General features: G+C 55.2%; 18 protein-coding genes. 9 read left to right on the top strand and 9 right to left on the bottom strand.

Annotation, left to right across the window (positions count from 1 at the left end):
• Positions 1-37 precede the first annotated feature (37 nt).
• From GGR95_RS15030 to GGR95_RS19120, 9 genes are all read right to left on the bottom strand, one after another.
• Positions 38-964, bottom strand: coding sequence for an energy transducer TonB family protein (locus GGR95_RS15030; protein ID WP_184567300.1), 927 nt, complete (start codon positions 962-964; stop codon positions 38-40).
• Positions 961-1,350 (bottom strand): ExbD/TolR family protein, encoded by a 390-nt coding sequence (locus tag GGR95_RS15025; protein ID WP_184567298.1) that lies wholly within the window; start codon positions 1,348-1,350, stop codon positions 961-963. The genes GGR95_RS15030 and GGR95_RS15025 overlap by 4 nt, the downstream gene beginning before the upstream one ends.
• 3 nt (positions 1,351-1,353) lie before the next feature.
• Positions 1,354-1,731: a biopolymer transporter ExbD gene (locus GGR95_RS15020; protein ID WP_184567296.1), complete on the bottom strand. Its 378-nt coding sequence runs from the start codon at positions 1,729-1,731 to the stop codon at positions 1,354-1,356.
• On the bottom strand, positions 1,724-2,389 hold the full coding sequence (locus GGR95_RS15015; protein ID WP_184567294.1) for a MotA/TolQ/ExbB proton channel family protein: 666 nt from the start codon (positions 2,387-2,389) through the stop codon (positions 1,724-1,726). The genes GGR95_RS15020 and GGR95_RS15015 overlap by 8 nt, the downstream gene beginning before the upstream one ends.
• Positions 2,389-2,823, bottom strand: coding sequence for a hypothetical protein (locus tag GGR95_RS15010; protein WP_184567292.1), 435 nt, complete (start codon positions 2,821-2,823; stop codon positions 2,389-2,391). The genes GGR95_RS15015 and GGR95_RS15010 overlap by 1 nt, the downstream gene beginning before the upstream one ends.
• A gap of 308 nt (positions 2,824-3,131) precedes the next feature.
• Complete coding sequence (locus GGR95_RS15005) at positions 3,132-4,052, bottom strand: nucleotidyltransferase domain-containing protein (protein WP_184567291.1); 921 nt, start codon at positions 4,050-4,052, stop codon at positions 3,132-3,134.
• A 212-nt stretch (positions 4,053-4,264) separates the two neighbouring features.
• Positions 4,265-5,269: a cytochrome d ubiquinol oxidase subunit II gene (gene cydB, locus GGR95_RS15000; protein ID WP_184567290.1), complete on the bottom strand. Its 1,005-nt coding sequence runs from the start codon at positions 5,267-5,269 to the stop codon at positions 4,265-4,267.
• Between the two features lie 3 nt (positions 5,270-5,272).
• Positions 5,273-6,682 (bottom strand): cytochrome ubiquinol oxidase subunit I, encoded by a 1,410-nt coding sequence (locus tag GGR95_RS14995; RefSeq protein WP_184567289.1) that lies wholly within the window; start codon positions 6,680-6,682, stop codon positions 5,273-5,275.
• A 155-nt stretch (positions 6,683-6,837) separates the two neighbouring features.
• Entirely contained in the window at positions 6,838-7,614 is a 777-nt protein-coding gene (locus tag GGR95_RS19120) for an IclR family transcriptional regulator domain-containing protein (RefSeq protein WP_184567288.1), read from the bottom strand.
• Positions 7,615-7,817: 203 nt separating this feature from the next.
• Between GGR95_RS19120 and GGR95_RS14985 the strand changes: the two genes are divergently transcribed.
• From GGR95_RS14985 to glpK, 9 genes are all read left to right on the top strand, one after another.
• Complete coding sequence (locus GGR95_RS14985; RefSeq protein ID WP_246423410.1) at positions 7,818-9,314, top strand: ABC transporter substrate-binding protein; 1,497 nt, start codon at positions 7,818-7,820, stop codon at positions 9,312-9,314.
• A gap of 96 nt (positions 9,315-9,410) precedes the next feature.
• Positions 9,411-10,328, top strand: a complete 918-nt coding sequence (locus tag GGR95_RS14980) for an ABC transporter permease (protein WP_184567286.1) — start codon at positions 9,411-9,413, stop codon at positions 10,326-10,328.
• A 7-nt stretch (positions 10,329-10,335) separates the two neighbouring features.
• A complete protein-coding gene (locus GGR95_RS14975; RefSeq protein WP_184567403.1) occupies positions 10,336-11,232 on the top strand; it encodes an ABC transporter permease in 897 nt (298 codons plus the stop codon).
• A gap of 2 nt (positions 11,233-11,234) precedes the next feature.
• The gene (locus GGR95_RS14970; protein ID WP_184567284.1) at positions 11,235-12,242 is read left to right on the top strand and encodes an ABC transporter ATP-binding protein; all 1,008 of its coding nucleotides are present in this window, start codon (positions 11,235-11,237) and stop codon (positions 12,240-12,242) included.
• Positions 12,239-13,228 (top strand): ABC transporter ATP-binding protein, encoded by a 990-nt coding sequence (locus GGR95_RS14965; protein WP_184567282.1) that lies wholly within the window; start codon positions 12,239-12,241, stop codon positions 13,226-13,228. The genes GGR95_RS14970 and GGR95_RS14965 overlap by 4 nt, the downstream gene beginning before the upstream one ends.
• 17 nt (positions 13,229-13,245) lie before the next feature.
• Positions 13,246-14,814: a gamma-glutamyltransferase gene (locus tag GGR95_RS14960; RefSeq protein WP_184567280.1), complete on the top strand. Its 1,569-nt coding sequence runs from the start codon at positions 13,246-13,248 to the stop codon at positions 14,812-14,814.
• A 4-nt stretch (positions 14,815-14,818) separates the two neighbouring features.
• On the top strand, positions 14,819-16,219 hold the full coding sequence (locus GGR95_RS14955) for a M20 family metallopeptidase (RefSeq protein ID WP_184567278.1): 1,401 nt from the start codon (positions 14,819-14,821) through the stop codon (positions 16,217-16,219).
• A gap of 172 nt (positions 16,220-16,391) precedes the next feature.
• On the top strand, positions 16,392-17,969 hold the full coding sequence (gene glpD, locus GGR95_RS14950; protein WP_184567276.1) for a glycerol-3-phosphate dehydrogenase: 1,578 nt from the start codon (positions 16,392-16,394) through the stop codon (positions 17,967-17,969).
• Positions 17,966-19,459 (top strand): glycerol kinase GlpK, encoded by a 1,494-nt coding sequence (gene glpK / locus GGR95_RS14945; protein WP_184567274.1) that lies wholly within the window; start codon positions 17,966-17,968, stop codon positions 19,457-19,459. Before glpD ends, glpK begins: the two co-directional genes overlap by 4 nt.
• Positions 19,460-19,474 lie beyond the last annotated feature (15 nt).

The following is a 19,474-nucleotide window of genomic DNA, read 5'->3' as shown; positions in this document are numbered from 1 at the left end:
GCCAGCCTTGCTATAAGGTGGGCTTTGCTTCGGCGTTTTAGCGGCCCTTGATGCGGATCGAAAACTGACGTTTGGCACCGCGCGGTGGTGCGGGAAAAGGTGCTGCTTTGCGGATGACGTTGACGGCAGCAGCATCCAGAGCAGAGGAGCCGGAGCTGCGGGCAACTGATACACGTGCAAGGCCCCCACCGGACCCGATTGAAAATGCAATGACTGCCGTACCGCGTGATTTTACCCGTGGTTTGGACACGCGGCTGATGCGGCGCATGACCTGACCCGGGTAATTGCTGACCGCGGCGTTACCGCTTTGCGTGGCCTTCTTGCGGGTGGTGCCTTGGCTTGTTGCTTTGGCCTGTCTGTCGCTGCCATTTGCAGCACCCTGTGTGTTGTTGCGTTTGGCATTGCCACGGGGCTGGGCCGCTGGTTTTTTGCGCGCAGGTGCGGGGCGGGCCACCTTTTGGGGTTTTGGACGCGCTGCAACCACTGCGGCGGCTTTCTCGGGGTCACGCCGTGTGGGCCGTACCGATTGGGGCGGCGCGGCAGATGCGGGGTCTTGGGCTGTAATCGTCGGCGTCTCAATCTGGGGGGGCATGGTCGGCTGCGCCGCCGCCAGTGGGGTCGGGGCAAGCGGTATCGCCGCCATCGCGACAACAGCGTCAGGGGCAGGTACGGTGGGCGTGACTTGTGGGCTGGGCGTCGTCTGGGGCTGCACGGTTTGCACCGCAGTGACCGTTTCGACAGTATCGGCTGGGGCGGGTGCTTCGGCTATGTCTTCAGCGGGTTCGGCAGTGAGCGTGCCTACCGCCATATCCTCAAAGCTCGTGCCCATTTTTGCCGCCGCCGTCTCGCCGCCGCCCTCTATTTCGACTTTCATCGGAGGCGCAGCCAGCACCATGCCACCGACAAGCACAACAGTCGAAAGGATGAAGGACAAGGCCTTGGCTGTCTTTGAACTGGCTATCATTGCAGCCCTCTTTCTGTGACCAGCATTACTTTTTGTGCCCCTGCTGTCCGTAACTCGCGGGTGAGAGAGACCAGCGTTTTTGCAGGCAATGCGCGGTCAGGAACCAGACGCACTACAGCGCGCTCTTCTTCGCTCAAGGCTTCGACAAAGGCGGTTGCGTTCTGCTGATCATCGCCGCGATAGGCCATGCGGCCATCAGAATGGATCACCAAAGTATCAGGCGGCGCACGCCCTTCAAGATCGCGGGTTTCAACAAGGCGTAGTGCAGGATCAAGTGGCTGTGACAGCGTGCCCGCCACCATGAAAAACACCAGCATCAAAAAGACGATGTTGATCAATGCGATGGTGGGTTCACGTTGGGGTTTGGATTTGGCGAATTTACGCATGGATCAAGACCCCAAAACCGTGACGCGTAAACGCGGCAAGCCACGCAGGGCCACAAGCAAATCAGTTAAGCGCTGAGCATCCACTTCGGCCTCCAGACTGACAAGCAAAACAGTGCCTTCTTCGGCTTGTGCCAACGAAGATGTCGCCAGATCGGTCAGGGCCAACCCGTTGCCATTCAGGCGAAGCTGATCTGTGCCCAGCTGCATGAACAAAGGGGGCTTGTCTGACGTGGCAGCTGCGCCAGACCCTGCCGCAGATAATTCGACCTCGGAGAATTTTGAGAAGGTCGAGGTCAACATGAAGAACAACAGCAGCAAGAAGATGACATCAATGAGGGAGGTCATAGACAATCTGCGCCGCCGTTGACGGGCCTTAGCCATGTGCAGGCACCATTCCGTCGGATGTTTCACGAGAGGCAGAGGCACCGACAGGCTGTAGAACAGTCATGATTGCTTTGTCTGCAATCACCCGTTCTGCCTCGACGCGGCTTTCCAGCCAGCTCAGGATCAGGGCGGTTGGCATCGCAACGACAAGGCCGACAGCAGTGGTCATCAGGGCCACCCAAATACCGCCCGCCAAGATGGAAGGGTCAACTTGGGCACCGGCATCTTGCAAAGATTGGAACGCCTCGATCATGCCCAAAACAGTGCCGAACAGGCCCAAAAGCGGGGCAAGCTGTGCAACGGAATCAAGGAAGCGAAACCCGCTTTCCAGTTTTGCGAAACGTGTTTCAGCGTCTGCCTGAAGGCGTGTTTCCATTTGTGGCGTTGCGGAAAAAGCGCTGTCTATAACGGGGGCGAGATAGCTGGTGGAGCGGTCGAGTGCGGTGCGTGCACCTGTGCGGTCCCCAGCATCCCACGCGGTAACAGCGTTGCGCAAGGCATGATGGCGACCCACGCCTGCCATCCAGAATTGCCAGACTTTGTAAAAGGTGATCGCAAGTGTCAGGACGCCAACAGACATCAGGATCACAACAACGGGGCCACCAATTTCGGCGATTTGACGGATTGGCTCAAGCCATTGAGAGATATTCAACATCAGCCCAACACCTCAATGTCGGTGCGGCTGGAAGGGGTGAAGCTGTTGGCGCAGACTCCTTCGGCCAGACCTTCACCATCGCAGGTGTTCGCGCCATTGAACAAAACACGGCTTAATTGCTCACAGGTGATCTGAGGCAGCACTAACTGACGTACTCTGGGGCGAGCAGGGGGCAGGGTGCCAAAATCAAATAGGGCCAAGCGATTTACCTGACCCGATTTCTCAAACAGGACAGTTTCATAAACTACTTTATCGATTTGCGTCGCCAGCCCGTTGGTAATCATAAAGGTGAGTTGGCACGAGTTATCAGCAGTTTGCGCTGCATTCAGCTCAACCGATATTTTGCCCGCCATATCATTTTCCTGAGCAGCCAAAGGGGCGCCTAATGTGGCTGCGATCAAAGGTACAATACTAATTATGCCAAGCCGTTTCATATGCGTTCCCGTCCGAGAAAATAACCAAAGCATCCCCCGCCCTACGTCAGTTGAGTCGAAATCGGGGCGGGTAGCCAATTGAGCGTGTGATGGCAGATTCCGATTATCTGTTCAAGGCTCCCGCAGGGTTGATAGGGAGTGGATTCGGTGGGAGTTTCGATGGGGGTGGAGTATTTATTATTTAAAAACAGTTGGTTGAATGCTGTCTTTGCGGCGAAAAATTAACCAACTTTTTTTATAGGGTATTTCGTTTGGGCCTATTGTCTCCGCTTGTGGAGGCGGGTGTAGAGTGCTGAGAAAGGCGGTGCCTAAGCGCGTTTTGCAAGTGCTTCGAGCATGGTTAAAGTCTTTAGCCCTGCGGCATTTCCAGATGCCTCAAAGCGGGTTTTCCAAGTGTTAAAATCTTTGTCTAACCAGTCTTCTTCTATCAAACGGCGACCGGTCATAAATGCAGTAAAAGCGTCGAATGCAGCGGTTTGTGCTGTCACCTTCTTATTGCGTGCTGCGATCAGAAGGTCATGCGCAATACGGTCTTTTTCATGAATGGAATGAGGGAGGAGAAACAGGTTTTCCCCTTCGGCGAGTAGGATCGTGCGAAAGCACCACAAGGCACGGCCAATGACAAATTCGGGAAATCTGGCAAACAAACTGTCTTTTAGCATTAGGGTGCCAATGGCTTGTGCCGCGCGCTTTGCGGTGGGTTGCGGGCGAGGTGTAAATGCTTTTGTCAGAGCATCGAAACGCTCTTGCGGGTCAAAAAGGGGCTGACCGGTTTGCAGTAAGCTGCCAAAAAACAGATCCCCATTGCGTACCCGTCGAAGTGCCTCTTCTGGAGGGACGGTGTAGACGGAAAGCGCCCCATGCGTTGCACCAACGTAGTCGCAGTCGGGCGTGATGATGAGAAGATCAACGTCGGAAGACGACAGGTGGGTTCCTTGTGCGCGGCTGCCGAAAAAGATCAGACTAGAAGCGGCCGATAGTGTGAGCGTGAAGAGTAGCGCAAGCCTGTCCCCTCTATTGGAAATCTGGACGGGGTTTGGCACGTTTTCGGAAGGGTGCAGGCGGGAAAGCGGCTGTTCGCCCGCAAGGCAGTTGTCACGGGTTGGGATCAGGAACCTTCCGGGTTGGGGGCTTTCCCAGATCTGGTTGGTTTTCGGGGGAACGGTGCAAAAACCAAGCTCATAGTTTTTGTCACTTGTGTAGATCCCGAATGGGCCACCATTTTTCATCTGAACATCCCTGCAGGGGTTGCCTGCGATCCTTTTTCGCATCCCCGCGTATCGCGGTGAACCTAAGGGAGTTGTCCGGCAGGTCGGCGGCAGTGTCAATAATCGTCACGGCACTGGGTTTCAGAGCAGTGTCATGCGGATGGCCATTGCGATGGAGCCCAGAACCACGATGCTGACAACATATAGTCCAATGAACCAAATCCAGCGCCGCATCAGTGATACCCGTCCTCTGGACGCACTTTGCCGCGAAAGACCCAGTAAGAATAGGCTGTGTAGCCTAGAATCATTGGGATCAGAACAGAGGCGCCCACCAGCAGAAATGCGAGTGACTTATCAGGGGCGGCGGCCTCGACGATTGTCAGGGAGGGCGGCACAAGGTTGGGATAAAAGCTCACGCCAAGCCCAGCATAGGACAGCCCAAAGATCGCTACCGTTGCGAGGAAGGGGCGCGCATGGTCACCATCGCGCAGGCCTTTCCACAATTGCCAGACGGCAAGGGCGAGAAGCAAGGGAACAATTGCGCTCCAGATACCTGAAGGCCAGCCAAACCAACGCGCCAGATACTCGGGGCGTAGAAACGGTGTGATCAAGCTGATAGAGCCGATCAAAGCCAAAAGCCCGACGCCAAGGGGGCGTGCAAAGCGGCGGGCACGTTCAAATGTGGCCCCTTCGGTTTTAAGCATCAACCATGTTGCGCCTAACATGGCGTAGCCGACCACCAACGCCAAAGCTGTCAGCGCTGAAAATGGGGTGAGCCAATCCCAGTTGCCCCCTGCATAGGCGCGGCCCTCGATTGCGATGCCTTGCACCAATGCGCCAAGCGCCATGCCTTGGGCAATTGTCGCGACCAATGAACCGCCCCAAAACCCAACTTCCCAAAACGTTTGCATGCGCTTGGTCCGATGCACAAACTCAAATGCGACACCGCGAAAGATCAGGCCCAACAGCATCGCAATGATCAGCGGGTATAGTGCAGGCATGACAATGGCATAGGCCAGTGGAAACACAGCGAACAATCCGCCGCCGCCCAGCACAAGCCATGTTTCATTCCCATCCCAGACAGGCGCGATGGTGTTCATCGCTAGGTGGCGTTCCTCGCGGTCTTTGAGCAGGGGAAACAGGATGCCGATTCCCAGATCAAATCCATCGAGTAAAACATAGGCAAACACGGCAAAGGCAATCAGGCCCGCCCAGATGAATGACAATTCAAATATCATGGCTTACTCTCCTGACTTCTGGTGTGTTTCGGCAGCAACCGGGGTGATGCCAGCAGCGCGTGTCGGACCGATATCATCCATGTTCAAGCCGTCTTTGGGCCGTTTGGACATCAGGCGCATGACGTAAAATGTACCAGAGCCGAAAACAAAGAAATAGACGATGATAAAGGCAATCAGTGAAGCGCCAACAGCTTCGGCCTGAAGGGGAGCCGCACTGTCAGCGGTGCGCAGTAACCCGTAGACGGTAAAGGGCTGGCGGCCAACTTCGGTGGTGATCCAACCGCTGAGCACGGCAAGAAAGCCGGATGGCCCCATCACCACTGTCGCACGGTGCAGCCATGTCGCCTCATAGAGGCGCCCGCGCCAGCGTGCCCACGCTGACCACAGACCGATGCCCAACATGCCAAAGCCGATGGCAACCATGATACGGAAGGTCCAAAAAATCAGGGCTGATTTTGGCCGCTCGTCTTCGGGGAAGGCATCCAGTCCGAGAATGGGTTTATCAAGGCTATGAGTCAGGATGAGGGAGCCGAGCAGCGGAATTTCGACTTTGTAGCGGGTTTCGCCAGCCTCGTCATCGGGAATGCCAAATAGGATCAGCGGTGCGCGGCCTTCGGGAAAGCTTTCGTAATGGCCCTCCATCGCGGCGATTTTTGCGGGTTGGTGCTCCAGTGTGTTGAGCCCATGCATGTCACCTGCAACGATCTGGATCGGAGCTACAATCAATGCCATCCACATTGCCATGGAAAACATGATGGCCGCGCCGCGGCTGTCGCGGCTGCGCAAAAGATGCCACGCGCCGACAGCGCCCACGACAAAAGCAGTGGTGAGATAGGCGGCCAGCACCATATGCACCAAGCGGTAGGGGAAGGAGGGGTTGAAGACAATTGCCCACCAGTCCTCAGGAACAAACTGTCCGACATCGTTGATCGAAAACCCTTGGGGGGTTTGCATCCAGCTGTTCACGCTGAGAATCCAGAACGCTGAAAACAGCGTGCCTATCGCAACGATGGTAGTGGCAACCATGTGCATTCGGTCGCCGACCTTGTCGCGGCCAAATAGCATGACACCTAAAAAACCGGCCTCAAGGAAAAAGGCAGAAAGAACCTCGTAGCCCATCAATGGCCCAAGTATCGGTCCTGTCTTGTCTGAAAAGACCGACCAATTGGTGCCGAATTGATAGGACATGACAATGCCCGACACGACGCCCATGCCAAACACGACGGCAAAGATGGTTTTCCAATAGTCGAAAAGTCGCAAGAAGGCTTCATCACGTTTCCAAAGCCACAACCCGTTCAGCACCGCCAGAAAACTGGCGAGCCCGATGGAGAATGCCGGAAAAATGATATGTGCCGAGACAGTGAAGGCAAACTGAAACCTCGCAAGATCAAGGGCAGAGATGTCGAAAAACATGGTAAACCTCTCTAGGCGCACGCGCTGGTCATTGGACCAGTGTGGTGGCACTTGTTGAGGGGGATAATAGTCCAAAGTTGAGTGGGGGCAATTGGTCCAAATTGACGCATAGGCGTGAGTCTACTTGAATCAGCAAGCGGTTAAGGGCGGATGGGCTAAGGCCGCAACGTCGGAGAGATGGCATTGGCAGCATCCAAAAGCCAAGGCAAGATTTCTGATTTGATCCGTGCTTCATCCCAATGGTGGGTCGAGATCGAGCATTGTACCGCAGCAACTCCTATGGAGCTGGGGCCGCGAATGGCGCAGGCCACAGCGATCTCGCCCAAAATCATCTGGTTTTGCGTAATGGCGTATCCGGTTTGGATAACTTGTTCGATTTGGTCCGCAATTTCTGCACGATCCAAGGTCGTGCGCGATGTGTATTCATGAAGCGGCCAATCCCGAATTGCCGCCTCGCGCTCATGACGGGGAAGGGTGGCCAGAATGGCCTGTCCCGATGATGTGTTCAAGGCAGGCACTGTTCGGCCCGGAATACTGGCCGCAAAAATAGTACGGGTGCAGGGCAGGCGTGCAGAATATATTACCCTGCTTCCCGACAGCTCGGCGAGGTTAACGGTCTCGCCGATGCGTTGTGACAGATCAATGAGTTTGGGCATCGCATGTGCGACCAAAGGATTTGACCAGTAATACGAATAAGCCAGCTCCAACCACGCGTGAGACGGTCGGTAGCGTCGGGTTGTGGGGTCTTTGTCCAACATGCCTTCCAGATGCAGGGTATTGGCAAGGCGCTGAACGGCGCTTTTCTCTAGCGCGGTGATTTTGGCCAGCTCGGTCAGAGACAGTTCGGTGTGGGTTTCGTCAAACGCTCTCAGAATTTGTAGGCCTTTTGCAAGGGTGCTGACAAAGAGAGTATTCTGTTTAGGCTCTGCCACTTTTTTCACCTTCTCAACGCTGGATTCGTAAAATCAAGAATTGAGGCTTGATTTTTATACAATCACAGGTTCAAATAATCATATGCCAATGCTTGGTATCATTATATGATAACTGCAGCAAGGTTAGCAAAAATAAAATAGTCGCCGCGGGCACACGTGGCAGGGGGAAAGATATGAAAACTACATTCCTAAAAACAACGGCCATGGCTTTGGCCATGTCTGTATCGGCTACCGGTATTGCGCTGGCGGATAAGTCAGATGACACATTGCGCGTCGCCTACACCAAAGAGCTGGAAAACGTTGACAGCTATTTCAACTCATCCCGCGAAGGCGTTGTTTTGCAGCGTGCTGTCTGGGATGGCCTGATCTATCGCGACCCGATCACCAACGAATACAAGGGCAACCTTGCGACCGAGTGGAAATGGATCGACGACAAAACGCTTGAGCTGAAACTCCGCGAAGGCGTGACGTTCCACAATGGCGATGCGTTTGACGCGGATGATGTTGTTGCAACTGTTAACTTCGTGGCCAACGAAGAAAACGGCGTAAAAACACAGCGCAACGTGAACTGGATGGAATCGGCTGAAAAAGTTGATGACTTCACCGTTCGCATCAAAACCAAAGAAGTGTTCCCGGCGGCGATCGAATTCCTGTCCGGTCCGGTTTCCATGTACCCCGCAGAATATTACGCCGAAGTAGGCCCGTCAGGCATGGGCCTGAAACCTGTCGGCACCGGCCCTTACAAAGTGGTCGAAGTTGTGCCCGGTCAGCGGTTTGTTCTGGAGAAGAACGAAAACTACCATGACAGCCCAAAAGGCCAGCCTAGCATTGGCAAAGTTGACATCCGCACCATTCCTGATGTGAACACCCAGATTGCGGAACTGTTTTCGGGCTCTCTTGATCTGATCTGGCAGGTGCCTGCGGATCAGGCGGAAAAGCTGGCGGAAATGGGTGATAAGTTCGTTGTTTCCAACGAATCCACCATGCGTGTTGGGTACTTGTTCATGGATGCGGCGGGCCGTTCCTCAATGGATCCAAACCCGTTTCTGGACGTCAAAGTGCGTCAGGCCGTTAACTATGCCATCGACCGTAACGCGCTGGTTGATAACCTGCTCAAAGGGAAGTCCAAAGTTGTCTGGACACCGTGTTTCCCAAGCCAGTTTGGTTGTGATCAGAACGTAACCGAATATCCTTACAACCCTGAAAAAGCCAAAGAACTGCTTGCCGAAGCGGGTTATCCAGACGGTTTCACAACCGAGTTTTACGCTTACCGTGACCGCGACTATGCTGAAGCAATCGCAAGCTATCTGAACGCCGTTGGCATCAAGATCGACTTCAAGATGTTGCAGTATTCCGCATTGCGTGAGTTGAACATGAAGGGCGAAGTGCCGATGTCTTTCCAGACATGGGGCAGCTATTCCATCAACGATGCTTCCGCGATGGTCAGCCAGTTCTTCAAGCACGGTAGCCTTGACATGACGCGTGACGATCAAACGCTGGAATGGCTGGACGTTGCTGACCAATCAAACGATCCTGAAAAGCGCAAAGAGTATTACACAAAAGCACTCAAGCGTATCGCGGACGAAGCCTATTGGGCGCCGATGTTCAGCTATAACACCAACTATGTGACCAACCAGAACGTGGAATACACACCGACAGCGGACGAAGTGCTGCGGTTCACAACCATGAACTGGAAGTAAACTCCACAAAAATGCCCGAAGCGTCTGCGTGACCTTTCGGGCATTTTTATTTTCAAAATATAGCGTCCGATAAAACGGATAAGGAGACCGCGGCCCATGCTGCCATTCATTTTAAAAAGGTTGGGCCTCGCGTTACTCGTGGCTTTCACCGTTAGCTTCATCAGCTTTTCATTGCTTTTCCTATCTGGTGATCCCGCATCAGCGCTGGCTGGCGAAACCGCCAGCGGCGAAGATGTCGAGGCGATCCGCGTTCTTTACGGGTTCGATCGACCGATGCTGGTGCAATACGGCGAATGGTTGTTCCAAGCGGTTCAAGGCAATTTCGGCGAAAGCTACTACTTTAAGCTCCCCGTCTCTACCTTGATTGCTGATCGTCTGACCGTGACGATGACGTTGGGCCTGTGCGGGATAACTTTTGCGTTGCTCACAGCCGTTCCTTTAGGGGTTGCCGCTGCGGTACGTCCCAACTCTATCGTGGACCGGGTTGCGCTGTTCATCTCGGTTGCGGGGCAGGCGATGCCCAGCTTTTGGTTTGCGTTGATCTTGATCGTAGTATTTGCAATCCAGCTTGGTTGGTTGCCGCCCTCAGGTGCCAGTACGTGGCGGCACTTTGTGATGCCGACAATTGTTCTGGGTTATTATGCGATGCCTGCGATCATGCGTTTGACACGGGCAGGGATGCTTGAGGTTTTGAATTCGGATTACATCCGTACCGCCCGTGCCAAAGGGGCTGGCGAGGGCCGCGTGATGTTCAAACATGCGCTGCGCAATGCGATCATTCCTGTGGTCAGCTTGGCTGCGGTTCAGATGGGTTTCATGTTGGGCGGTTCTATCGTTGTTGAATCCGTCTTTGCCTTACATGGCGCTGGGTATCTGGCGTGGGAAAGCATCGCGCGTAATGACCTGCCCACCGTGCAGGCTCTGATCCTTATCTTTTCGATGTTTTATATCATCTTCACATTCTTGGCGGACGTGCTGAATGCGTGGCTTGACCCCCGTATGAGGAGCTCCTGAAATGGCTATGCAAAAAAATCTAGACCCGCTGCTGGAGGAAATTTCCGGCCCGACACCCGCGCAGGTTTTGCGCAAGCGCGTAGTGGGACACAAAGGCCTGATCTTTGGTCTGTTCATCGTTTTCCTGCTGGTATTGGTGGCGATCTTTGCACCGCTGCTGGCGCCACATTCCCCGTATGAGCAGAGCCTCGGCAACCGTATGGTTGAACCTGTGTTCATGGGCGGTACGTGGGAACATCCTTTGGGTACGGATCACCTTGGCCGTGATTATCTGTCGCGTCTGATCTACGGGGCGCGTGTGTCTTTATTGATTGGCCTCGTGGCTGCGTTGATTTCAGGCACGATCGGCACCGCGATGGGCGTTGCCGCTGGTTACTTTGGCGGCAAAGTTGATGCGGTTGTGACCTTCTTGATCAACGTGCGTCTGGCGATGCCAGTTGTTCTGGTGGCGCTTGCGGTTGTGGCCATCTTGGGCGGCTCTTTGCAGGTTGTGATCGGCGTGCTGGGCCTGTTGCTTTGGGACCGCTTTGCGGTGGTCATGCGTGCTTCAACGTTGCAGGTGCGGCGGCGTGAATATGTGGCTGCGGCGCAAGCTATCGGCGCCTCCACTTCCCGTGTTGTTCTGTCGGAAATCATGCCGAACATCGTAAACAATCTGATTGTGATCGTGACGCTGGAAATGGCCCATGCGATTTTGCTAGAGGCGACGCTGTCCTTTCTCGGGCTGGGCGTTCAGCCCCCCACACCCAGTTGGGGCCTGATGGTCAGTGAAGGTAAAAACATGATGTTGTTTGAGCCATGGTTGGTCCTGATCCCCGGTGTTGTGTTGTTTGTCCTTGTTTTGGCGATCAACCTCATGGGCGATGGCCTGCGCGATGTAACTGCCCCAGATAGCCGGAGCTGATGATGACACAGGAAACCGAAAAACCACTTCTGAGCGTGCGCGGCCTGGCCTTGGATATTCCGCTGGCTAGCGGAATGCTCCATGCGGTGCGTGGCATCGATTTTGATCTTCATCGCGGCGAAACCTTGTGTATCGTGGGTGAAAGCGGATCAGGTAAGTCACTGACATCGCTTGCGATCATGGGTTTGCTGGATAAAAATATCCGCCGCAGCGCCGAACGTATGGATTTCAACGGGATTGAATTGACCAAAGCGTCCAACCGCCAAATGCGTACCCTGCGCGGCGACCGGATTGCGATGATCTTTCAAGAGCCGATGACCTCGCTGAACCCTGCCTACACCATTGGTGATCAGTTGATTGAAGCGCTGCGCTTGCACCGTAAGGTCAGCCATCAAGTGGCGCGTGCGCGTGCCATTGAGCTGTTGGAAAAGGTTGGCATCACTGCCGCCGAAAGCCGTCTGAGCCAATATCCACATCAACTCTCTGGCGGTTTGCGCCAGCGTGTTGTGATCGCGATGGCGCTGATGTGTGAACCGGAATTGATTATCGCGGATGAACCCACAACCGCGCTGGACGTGACCATTCAAGCGCAAATCCTCAGCCTGCTGGTTGAGCTGACGCGTGAAATGAATGTGGCGATGATCCTAATCACCCACGACCTTGGTGTTGTTGCGCGTGTGGCTGACAAAGTCGGCGTGATGTACGCGGGTGAGTTGGTAGAAACCGGCCCTGCTTCTGATGTCTTCGGCCAGCCGATGCATCCTTACACACGTGGTCTTCTGCGCTGTATCCCGCAACCGGGCAAGACCGAGCGCGGCAAACCTCTGGGCACTATTCCGGGTATTGTCCCGTCATTGGTGGGCGAAGTTTCTGGCTGCGCCTTCCGCACACGGTGCTTGCATGCCACTGACACCTGCCGCGAAGCGATCCCCGAACGCGGTGAGGCACCTCATGAATTCTTGTGCATCTATCCCGATGGGGCACTTAATGCCGAAGGAGAGCTGGCATGAACACGCCCGTATTGGAGCTTAAAAACGTCGCTAAAACCTATAGCGTCAAACAGGGGATGTTTGGCAAACCAAAGCCGCTGAAAGCTGTGAATGATGTGTCGCTCACGCTGAACAAAGGCGAGGTTTTGGGCCTTGTGGGGGAATCCGGTTGTGGCAAATCCACGCTGGCCAAAATCCTGCTGGGCCTTGAGGCCCCGACCGAGGGTCAGGTTTTGGTTGAAGGCGAAGCGATTGGCGGTCAGGACCGTTTGGCACTGGCACGCCGCATCCAGCCAATCTTTCAGGATCCCTATTCATCCTTGAACCCGCGTAAAACCATTGCTGATATTGTCTCACTGCCGCTGCGTGTGCATGGCATCGGTGATGCAAACAGCCGTGCAAAGTCTGTGCGTGAAACGTTGGACATGGTCGGCCTGCCCGCGCGTGTTCTCAACACATATCCCAGCCAGATGTCAGGCGGTCAACGCCAGCGTGTCGCCATCGCCCGCGCCTTGATCATGCGGCCTGAAATCGTGATTTGCGATGAACCTACATCGGCGCTTGATGTGTCTGTCCAAAGCCAAATTTTGAACCTTCTCAATGATTTAAGGGAAGAATTTGGTCTGACATATCTGTTTATCAGCCATGATTTGGCTGTGGTTGAGCATTTGGCGACACGTGTCGCTGTGATGTATCTGGGCCGCATCGTTGAGGAAGCAAACGTCACTGATTTGTTTGAAGAGCCGCGCCACCCGTATTCGCGGGCTTTGCTTAATTCTGTTCTTACGCCCGATCCATCCAAAGGTGTGCCTGATACGCAATTGGGCGCGGCCTATCCAAATCCGATTGCACCGCCCTCGGGCTGCCATTTCCACCCGCGCTGCCCGTTTGCGCAAGCGCATTGCAAGACCTGCGTCCCTACGCCGATCCCGCGCGATAGTGGCCATGTAGAATGTCACCTGCATGATCCCGACAGCCCAATGTATAGCGCGGACCTTACTGTCTAAAACCAAAGGAACCTCCCATGGCCTCCAGCCTGTCACGTACGATGCAAACAACCAAAACCGTCATTGAGACAAAAGGTGGTGTCGTATCTGCACAGCACCGCCTTGCAGCCGAAGCAGGCGCAGCGGTGCTGCGCGCAGGCGGTGATGCCGTTGATGCGGCAGTGGCAACATCGTTTGTGATCGGGGTACTAGAACCATGGATGAGTGGCCCTGCGGGGGGCGGTGCAATGATGCTGTGGCGCGCAGGTGAGGGCAAAGCCGTTGCTGTGAACCATGGCATGCGTTCGCCAAAAGGTCTGCGTGTTGAGGATTTCCCTTTGTCCGGTGATGGCAAAGCAGGGGATTTGTTCCCTTGGGACAAAGTTGTTGGGGATGTGAACGTGCAGGGTGCCAAAGCCATCGCCGTGCCGGGTGTTGTGGATGGTTTGGGTAAAGTGCATGGGCTGTATGGCAAGTTGCCATGGGCCGAACTGCTGGCCCCTGCTGTGGCTTATGCACGCGAAGGCCTGCAAGTGGATTGGTACGCGGCATTGTGCATCGCTTCGGTGACGCGGATGTTGGCCAAAGACCCAGACGCGGCAGCGCTTTTCCTTGAAGACGGGCAATGGCCTACCATCTCTGGCTGGACGGCGCTGGCTGAGAAACGGTTGGATCAAAGCCGCATGGCAGACAGTCTGGACATCATCGCACGCGAAGGCGCACGCGCGCTTTATGACGGCGATCTTGGCGCGGCCATGGCGCAAGACGTGCAAGACAAAGGGGGCTACCTGAGCCGCGAAGACTTGCAAGCTTACAACGCCCAAATTCAAAAACCGCTCAGCTTTGGCTACCGTGATGCACAGTTCCATGTGATGGACGGGCTGACTGCTGGTCCGACATTTGCCCATGCGATGGGTGACATCGAACAGCGCGACCTGAGCGATAAGCCAAGCGCCTTTGCCGCCTATGCGGATGCTTTGAACGCGGCCTATGCGGCGCGGTTGGGCACGATGGGCGACGATGGCGAAAGCCCCGAAGCCCCTGGATGCACAACGCATTTCTCGGTTGTGGATAAAGACGGCAACATGGTTTCACAGACACAAACGCTGCTGTCTATCTTTGGGAGCCGTGTCGTTTCGCCCTCAACTGGTTTCTTGATGAACAACGGCATCATGTGGTTCGATCCGGCTCAAGGCCGCCCGAATTCACTTGGGCCTGACAAACGCTGCTTGATGAATGTCTGCCCTATCTTGGGTGAAAAAGGCGATAAAAAATTCGCGTTCGGTGCCTCTGGTGGCCGCAAGATCGTATCTGCCATGACACAAATGGCGTCCTTTGTGGCGGATTACGGGATGGGCGTGGGCGATGCGTTCCACCATCCGCGTATTGACGTTTCAGGCGCTCAGTCCGTCGTCGCAGATGAGGCACATGCGCCAGAGGTTTTGGACCGTTTGCGTGCAGATCATGATGTGACCACAGCACCGCGTAGCGTGTTTCCTTATGCCTTTGCCTGCCCAGCAGGGGTGATGCGTGACGGCGATACAAACACGGGTTGTACTGAAATCATGTCACCTTGGGGTGATACCGCACTGGAACTAGAGGATTAATACCATGACCCGCGATGCTGCTATTGATGCAATCACCGACTATTTCGAGACAGGCAAATTCCAAAGCGAACTTGGAACGCTTGTGGCATACCCTACCGAAAGCCAGAATCCCGAGGCAGCCCCAGAACTGGTGCGGTATCTGGTTGAGGCGATCCAACCACGGTTGGAGAAGATGGGATTTGGCACCGAGATCATCCAAAACCCCGATCCCCGTGGTGGTCCGTTACTGATTGGCGAACGCCGCGAGGACGACGATCTGCCGACCATTCTCACTTATGGCCATGGCGACGTGATCCGTGCCCAAGAGGGCATGTGGCGTGAGGGGTTGTCGCCGTTTGAATTGATCGAAGAAGGTGACCGGCTCTATGGGCGGGGCAGCGCTGATAACAAATGTCAGCATCTGATCAATATCGCAGCGTTGGAGGCCGTGCTGTCTGTACGCGGCACCTTGGGATTCAATACCCGCATTGTCATCGAGATGAGCGAAGAAGTAGGCTCTAGCGGCCTTGCCGAGGTTTTTCACAGCCACAAAGACCGCCTGACTGCTGATGTATTGATTGCCTCTGATGGACCACGTTTGCAACCGGATGTGCCGACTGTTTTCATGGGGTCGCGCGGTGGGGTTACCTTTGATCTGGAACTGAACCTGCGCGAAGGGGCGCATCATTCGGGCAACTGGGGTGGCCTGCTGGCCGATCCCGCGATGATTTTGGCCCATGCTTTGGCCTGCATCACCGACAAGCGCGGACAAATCCAGATTGCTGAATGGCGTCCAGATAGCTTGACCGACAGTGTCCGTGCTGCGCTGGACGGGTTGCCAATTGAGGGCAGTGATGGTCCTGCCATTGATACAGATTGGGGCGAAGCAAGCCTATCCCCCGCTGAGCGCGCTTATGGTTGGAACAGCTTTGCCGTGTTGGCGATGAAAAGCGGTGTGCCAGAAGCGCCCGTAAACGCGATTTCCGATGTTGCGCGCGCAACGTGCCAATTGCGTTACGTGGTTGGCACAACGCCAGAAGAAATTCTGCCCGCGCTACGCCGCCATTTGGATGCGCATGGGTTTGAAGCCGTCAAAATCATCCCCCATGACCGCGGATTCTTCGCCGCAACACGTTTGGACCCCAGTCACCCTTGGGTGGGGTTTGTGACGGATTCGATTGTGCAGACCACAGGCAAACAGCCGCATGTCCTTCCGAACCTTGCCGGATCGCTGCCTAATGACAGTTTCACCGACATCCTTGGTTTGCCGACAGTCTGGGTGCCTCATTCTTACCGCAGCTGCTCACAACATGCGCCGAATGAGCATGTGCTAAAGTCCCTCAGCCGTGATGCGTTGCGCCTGATGGCTGGTCTGTTCTGGGACATCGGGGCAAAAGGCACACCGTCGGGCGCGCCACGCAGCTAAAGAGACAGCCAGATTTGATCGGATTTTTTGTTCAAATCTGGCCTTTCGATCCCTTAAACGAAATATCCGGCCCGCTGTGATCTGTACTATGGTCACTCATGTTGTATGGTCGCGGTAAGGCTTCTGTATGGAAGCTGGCCCTTAAATTTTTCGTCACAAGACAGGCAATCTCATGCACAATTCCCCCAATAGTGCCCAGCCATTTGATCTCTTTATCATTGGTGGGGGCGTGAACGGCTGCGGTATTGCCCGTGACGCGGCCGGACGCGGGTTAAGCGTGGGGCTGGCCGAAATGAACGATCTGGCGTCAGCCACGTCTTCTGCCTCGACCAAGATGTTCCATGGCGGGCTACGCTATCTGGAATATTTTGAGATTAATCTGGTCCGTCACGCCCTGAAGGAGCGCGAGGTTTTGCTGCGTGCGATGCCGCATATTTCTTGGCCAATGCGGTTTGTGCTGCCGTACCACCGGGACATGCGCTTTGAAGGGGAAACGCCCACTTCGAAAATTCTGAACGTGGTGATGCCGTGGATGCGGGGGCGGCGGCCTGCTTGGCTGATCCGGCTTGGCTTGTTCATGTACGACAACCTTGGCGGGCGCAGTTTGCTGCCTGCTACACGTACGTTGAAATTGCGCAACACCGCTGAAGGTGCCCCGCTAGAGGCGCGATTTGAACATGCGTTTGAGTATTCCGATTGCTGGATTGAGGACAGCCGTTTGGTGGTGCTGAATGCACGGGATGCACAAGATCGCGGCGCACAAATCATGACGCAGACCAAAGTCATCTCGGCTGCGCGTGTGGGTGACCTGTGGGAGGTACAGACAGAGGGGCCATATGGGCTGCAAACCCATCACGCACGTATTCTTGTTAATGCTGGGGGCCCCTGGGTAGGCGATATTATTCAAACCAAAGTGCGCGTTAATTCGACCGAGGGTGTTCGGCTGGTTCGGGGGTCACATATTGTGACCAAAGGCCTTTACGATCACGATAAATGCTATTTCTTCCAAGGTAGCGACGGGCGGATTATCTTCGCCATACCCTATGAGACAGATTTCACCCTGATCGGTACAACAGATGCCGAACATGATGACCCGTCCAAAGCGCCTGAATGTACGCCAGAGGAACGGGATTACCTGATTCAATTTGCGAACCAGTATTTCGAGAGTAACATTTCCGCTGATGATGTGGTCTGGACCTATTCAGGCGTGCGCCCGCTCTATGATGACGGGGCGACATCGGCCACTGCTGCGACGCGTGATTATGTGCTCAAGGTTGATGACGCGGGTGCGCCTATCCTGAATATATTTGGCGGCAAGATCACAACCTACCGCGTGTTGGCCGAAGACGCGATGGACAAGCTATTACCCTATATCCCAACGTTAGAGCCGAAATGGACCGCTGGCGTTGCTTTGCCTGGGGGGGATTTCCCTGTGGCAGAGGTGGGTACAAGGATTGCTGCGCTGCTTAGTGAATACCCTTTCCTGACAGAAAAATGGGCCAAACGATTGTTTCGCGCCTATGGTACTCATGCGCAGATTGTTTTGGGCGATGCCAAGACGGCTGAGGATTTGGGGCAGGAATTCGGGGCGACATTGACCGAAGCTGAAGTCCGTTATCTGATGACCTACGAGTATGCCACCACGTCGGATGATGTCATTTGGCGGCGGTCAAAATTGGGACTGCGGATGGACAACGCCCAAATTGCTGCGCTTGATGTCTTTATGCGTGGCGTAAAGGAGGCCTCATGACCGCAAACAATATTCTGGCCATTGATCAGGGCACTACCTCTTCGCGTGCGATTATATTTGACGCAGACCTGAAGGTTGCCGCCACCGCACAACAGGAGTTTGCGCAACATTTCCCGCAATCCGGTTGGGTGGAGCATGATCCCCAAGACCTGTGGCGCTCCACGCTGGCCACCTGCCGTGAGGTGTTGGAAACGGCTGATTGTACTGCAGCGGATATCGCCGCGATCGGAATCACAAACCAGCGCGAAACCACCGTGGTTTGGAATGTCGAGACAGGCGCGGCTATTGGCAATGCTATCGTTTGGCAGGACCGCCGCACCGCAGATATGTGCCATGCTTTGCAAGAGGCTGGGCATGGAGAATTGGTTGCTGAGCAAACAGGTCTGCTGCTGGATCCCTATTTTTCAGGGACAAAGCTGAAATGGATTCTAGATCATCATGAAGGCGCAAGGGATCAGGCGCGGGCAGGGTTGCTGAAATTCGGCACAGTAGACAGTTGGCTGATCTGGAACCTGACGGGGGGCCGTGCCCATGTGACTGACGCGACAAATGCCGCACGTACGATGCTCTATGACATTCACAAAGGTGTCTGGAGCAAAGACATCTGCGCCTTGTTGGATATTCCCATGGAGATGCTGCCGCAGGTCAAAGATTGCGCTGCCGATTTTGGCAAGACTGATCCTGACATACTGGGGGCGGCGATTCCGATTTTCGGGGTGGCGGGGGATCAACAGGCCGCTGCCGTCGGGCAAGCGTGCTTTGAGCCGGGGATGTTGAAATCCACCTACGGCACGGGGTGTTTTGCGTTGCTGAACACGGGGAAAACCGCCGTGGCGTCCAAACACCGCTTGCTGACAACCATCGCCTATCAGTTGGACGGTGTGCCGACATATGCACTGGAAGGCTCAATCTTTGTGGCGGGTGCCGTTGTGCAATGGCTGCGGGACGGGCTGGGCGTGATCGGCGATGCCGCCGAAACCAGTGTCTTAGCAGAGCAATCGGATAGATCGCAAAACGTCATATTAGTGCCTGCTTTTACCGGATTAGGTGCGCCTTATTGGAACCCTGATTGCCGTGGCGCGGCCTTTGGCCTGACACGTGCAACCGGCCCTGCCGAGATGGCACGCGCCGCATTGGAAAGCGTCGGTTTTCAGACGCGTGACTTGCTTGAGGCCATGCATGCCGATTGGAAAAGCCATGATGCCGATCCGACATTACGTGTGGACGGTGGCATGGCAGCCAGCGATTGGGCGATGCAGTTTTTAGCAGACATCACAGGTGCGCCTGTGGACCGTCCGCATATCACGGAAACAACCGCATTGGGTGTGGCATGGCTGGCAGGCCAGCGGGCGGGGCTCTATCCTCAGATGGAGGGCTTTGCCAAAGCGTGGGCGTTGCAACAGACCTTTGCGCCGCAAATGGATGAAAGCACCCGCGAAGATCGTTATGCCGCATGGGGCCGCGCCGTGCGCGCAACGCTGAGCGTCTGATCGCCATGGTCAAAG

Source organism: Sulfitobacter undariae (assembly GCF_014196805.1).
Taxonomy (GTDB): Bacteria; Pseudomonadota; Alphaproteobacteria; order Rhodobacterales; family Rhodobacteraceae; genus Sulfitobacter; species Sulfitobacter undariae.
The sequence above is the reverse complement of the archived record's forward strand: the minus strand, read 5'-3'. Positions and strand labels throughout refer to the sequence as shown.

Excerpts from the sequence above, each read along its gene's own strand:
- GGR95_RS14965 (WP_184567282.1), top strand. The coding sequence starts at position 12,239 with ATGAACACGCCCGTATTGGAGCTTAAAAACGTCGCTAAAACCTATAGC.
- GGR95_RS15020 (WP_184567296.1), bottom strand. The coding sequence starts at position 1,731 with ATGGCTAAGGCCCGTCAACGGCGGCGCAGATTGTCTATGACCTCCCTC.
- glpK (WP_184567274.1), top strand. The coding sequence starts at position 17,966 with ATGACCGCAAACAATATTCTGGCCATTGATCAGGGCACTACCTCTTCG.
- GGR95_RS14975 (WP_184567403.1), top strand. The coding sequence starts at position 10,336 with ATGCAAAAAAATCTAGACCCGCTGCTGGAGGAAATTTCCGGCCCGACA.
- GGR95_RS15025 (WP_184567298.1), bottom strand. The coding sequence starts at position 1,350 with ATGCGTAAATTCGCCAAATCCAAACCCCAACGTGAACCCACCATCGCA.
- glpD (WP_184567276.1), top strand. The coding sequence starts at position 16,392 with ATGCACAATTCCCCCAATAGTGCCCAGCCATTTGATCTCTTTATCATT.
- GGR95_RS14960 (WP_184567280.1), top strand. The coding sequence starts at position 13,246 with ATGGCCTCCAGCCTGTCACGTACGATGCAAACAACCAAAACCGTCATT.
- GGR95_RS15030 (WP_184567300.1), bottom strand. The coding sequence starts at position 964 with ATGATAGCCAGTTCAAAGACAGCCAAGGCCTTGTCCTTCATCCTTTCG.
- GGR95_RS14970 (WP_184567284.1), top strand. The coding sequence starts at position 11,235 with ATGACACAGGAAACCGAAAAACCACTTCTGAGCGTGCGCGGCCTGGCC.
- GGR95_RS14955 (WP_184567278.1), top strand. The coding sequence starts at position 14,819 with ATGACCCGCGATGCTGCTATTGATGCAATCACCGACTATTTCGAGACA.
- GGR95_RS15015 (WP_184567294.1), bottom strand. The coding sequence starts at position 2,389 with ATGTTGAATATCTCTCAATGGCTTGAGCCAATCCGTCAAATCGCCGAA.
- GGR95_RS14995 (WP_184567289.1), bottom strand. The coding sequence starts at position 6,682 with ATGTTTTTCGACATCTCTGCCCTTGATCTTGCGAGGTTTCAGTTTGCC.
- GGR95_RS15010 (WP_184567292.1), bottom strand. The coding sequence starts at position 2,823 with ATGAAACGGCTTGGCATAATTAGTATTGTACCTTTGATCGCAGCCACA.
- GGR95_RS15005 (WP_184567291.1), bottom strand. The coding sequence starts at position 4,052 with ATGAAAAATGGTGGCCCATTCGGGATCTACACAAGTGACAAAAACTAT.
- GGR95_RS14980 (WP_184567286.1), top strand. The coding sequence starts at position 9,411 with ATGCTGCCATTCATTTTAAAAAGGTTGGGCCTCGCGTTACTCGTGGCT.
- GGR95_RS14985 (WP_246423410.1), top strand. The coding sequence starts at position 7,818 with ATGGCTTTGGCCATGTCTGTATCGGCTACCGGTATTGCGCTGGCGGAT.
- cydB (WP_184567290.1), bottom strand. The coding sequence starts at position 5,269 with ATGATATTTGAATTGTCATTCATCTGGGCGGGCCTGATTGCCTTTGCC.